Source organism: Xanthomonas sp. SHU 308 (genome assembly GCF_000364645.1).
Lineage (GTDB): Bacteria > Pseudomonadota > Gammaproteobacteria > Xanthomonadales > Xanthomonadaceae > Xanthomonas_A > Xanthomonas_A sontii.
In genome coordinates, this window is record NZ_AQOK01000699.1 from 1 (window position 1) to 2,643 (window position 2,643).

Here is a 2,643-nt window from a genome sequence, read left to right on the forward strand (position 1 = left end):
GCAGCGGGCGCGCCTCGATCAGCGCGGTCAGCACGGTCTGGTCGGCGCAGGCCGCGGTGCACTGCGCGGCCGAGCGCACCGCATGGCTCACCGGCACGCCGGCGTCCCACAACAGCGGGAACAGCCGTGCCAGCGCCGGTTCGTAGGCGGGATCGAGGTCGCCGAACACCAGCAGGTCGATGTCCGAGCGCGGGAACAGTTCGCCACGGCCATAGCCGCCGACCGCGAACAACGCCAGCCCGGCCTCGCGCGGCACGCAGCGGCTCCAGGCGTGGCGGATCAACTGGTCCAGCGCGCGCGCGCGCAGCGCCAGCAGGCGATCGATGTCGTCGCCCTGGTCGAAACGCTTGCTCAGCCGCGCATCGGTCTGCGCCAGCAGTTGCCGGACAGCAGCCGCCCAGCCGGCGTCGTCGACGCCGGCACCGGGCATGCCGGCATCGGCACCGGCCGGCAGCAGGCTCACGGTTCGCCGAGGCCGCCCGGCGACAGGGTCAGGACCTCCACCCCATCCTCGGTGACGGCGACCATGTGTTCCCATTGCGCGGAGAGCTTGCGGTCCTTGGTCACCACGGTCCAGCCGTCCGGCAGCACGCGGGTGTAGCGCGTGCCCTCGTTGATCATCGGCTCGATGGTGAAGGTCATGCCCGGCTTCAGCACCAGGCCGTCGCCCGGCCGGCCGTAGTGCAGCACCTGCGGTTCGTCGTGGTAGACCTTGCCGATGCCGTGGCCGCAGTACTCGCGCACCACGCTGAAGCGCTCGCTCTCGGCGTACTGCTGGATGGCATGGCCGACGTCGCCGAGCGTGGCGCCCGGCTTCACCGCGCGGATGCCGCGCCACATCGCCTCGTAGGTGGCCTCGATCAGGCGCCGCGCCATCACCGACGGCGTGCCCGCGCAGTACATGCGGCTGGTGTCGCCATGCCAGCCGTCCTTGATGACGGTGACGTCGATGTTGACGATGTCGCCGTCCTTCAGGATCTTGCCCTCGCTGGGGATGCCGTGGCAGATGACGTTGTTCACCGACGTGCACACGGTCTTCGGAAAGCCGCGATAGCCGACGTTGGCCGGCACCGCCCCCTGCACCTTGACGATATGGTCGTGGCAGATGCGGTCCAGCTCGGCGGTGGTGACGCCGGGCTTCACGTACGGGCCGATCAGGTCCAGTACCTCGGCGGCCAGGCGGCCGGCCACGCGCATCTTCTCGATGTCCTGCGGAGTTTTCAGATTGACGGTCATGGTCGTCATTATCGCTCATCCCGGCGCTGGCTGAACGCGCCGGACGCGTTGCCGGGTTTTTGGCACGCCGGCGCGGTCGCCGCCGCCTTCATCGCACTGAACACGGCGCCCTGTGGCGGTCATCCCATGTGAAAAGTGGATAACGATCCATAAATATGTGAACTGGCGCGCATTTTGCACTGGCAGTGGCACCGGCGGTTGTCCGCCCTCACCGAAGAACCCTGCCATGTACCCCTTCCATCGCGTTCTCGCCTTCCTCGTGCTGTTCGCCGCCGGGACCGGCCTGGCCTGGGGCCAGTCCGACTCGCGCACCTTCAACGTCAAGATCCAGATCACCAGCGTCTGCGACATCCAGACCGCGCCCACCGACGTCGATTTCGGCAGCGTCAATTCCACCCAGACCGCGATCAACAGCACCGGCACCTTGAACGTGCGCTGCACCTCCGGCACCCCGTACAACATCGCGCTCAACGCCGGTTCCGGCTCAGGCGCCACGGTCACCACCCGCACCATGGGCAGCGCCGACGCCAGCAATACCGCACGCGTGCCGTACGCGCTGTACCGCAATGCCGCGCGCACCCAGAACTGGGGCTCGACCATCGGCACCGACACCCAGGCCGGCACCGGCAATGGTGCAGTGCAACCGATCACCGTCTACGGCCAGGTCGCCAGCACCAACTACCCTGCCGGTTCGTACAGCGACGTCGTCACCGCCACCGTCACCTGGTAACCGGAGCCGCCTGCATGCGTTCGCGACTGTCTTCCTTCCTGCGCCTGCCGGCGCTCGCCGCGCTGTGGCTGGCGGCGGCCGGCGCGGCTGTCGCGGCGAGCCTGCAGGTGGCGCCGACCTCGGTGTCGCTGCGTACCGAGGAGACCGCGCAGGGCCTGTGGCTGAGCAACAGCGGCGACGTGCCGCTGCGTGCGCAGGTGCGCGTGTTCCGCTGGCAGCAGCGCGACGGCGAGGATGTGCTCGACCCCAGCGACCGCATCGCGCTCAGCCCGCCGATGCTGCAACTGGCGCCGCACGCGCGGCAACTGGTGCGGGTGATCCGCCTGGATCCCGCGCCCGCCGCCGGCGAGGACGCCTATCGCATCCTGGTCGACGAACTGCCCAGTCAGGATGCCGGCGGCAACGCCAGTGCCGGGCTGCAGTTCGTGCTGCGCTATTCGGTGCCGGTGTTCCTGCAGCCGGCCGTCGCCACTGCGCCGACGCTGCGCGCGCGGCTGCTCCGCGACGGCGCGGGCGCGGCGCTGGAAGTGCGCAATGAGGGCAACGGCCACGCGCAGCTGGTGGACCTGCAGTTCGTCGCCGGCGACGGCCGCCGCAGCGCCATCGCCGAGGGCCTGGCCGGCTACGTGCTGCCGGGCCAACGCAAGCGCTGGCCGCTGCCGGCGGCGCTGGCGCAG

The 2,643-nt window shown here is 69.9% G+C and carries 4 protein-coding genes; 2 read left to right on the forward strand and 2 right to left on the reverse strand.

The features are described from left to right. Positions 1-430 (reverse strand): nucleotidyltransferase domain-containing protein (locus D588_RS25455; RefSeq protein WP_198526786.1); only part of this gene is annotated, 430 nt, incomplete at its 3' end. 29 nt (positions 431-459) lie between these two features. Next, the gene (map, locus tag D588_RS0119000) at positions 460-1,236 is read right to left on the reverse strand and encodes a type I methionyl aminopeptidase (RefSeq protein WP_026143884.1); all 777 of its coding nucleotides are present in this window, start codon (positions 1,234-1,236) and stop codon (positions 460-462) included. Between the two features lie 226 nt (positions 1,237-1,462). On the opposite strand from map, the gene D588_RS0119005 reads away from it, so the two are divergent. Both D588_RS0119005 and D588_RS25460 read left to right on the forward strand, forming a co-directional pair. Next, positions 1,463-1,966 (forward strand): spore coat U domain-containing protein, encoded by a 504-nt coding sequence (locus tag D588_RS0119005; RefSeq protein WP_017917102.1) that lies wholly within the window; start codon positions 1,463-1,465, stop codon positions 1,964-1,966. Between the two features lie 14 nt (positions 1,967-1,980). Then, positions 1,981-2,643: molecular chaperone (locus D588_RS25460; protein WP_017917103.1), on the forward strand; the 663-nt coding region annotated here is incomplete at its 3' end.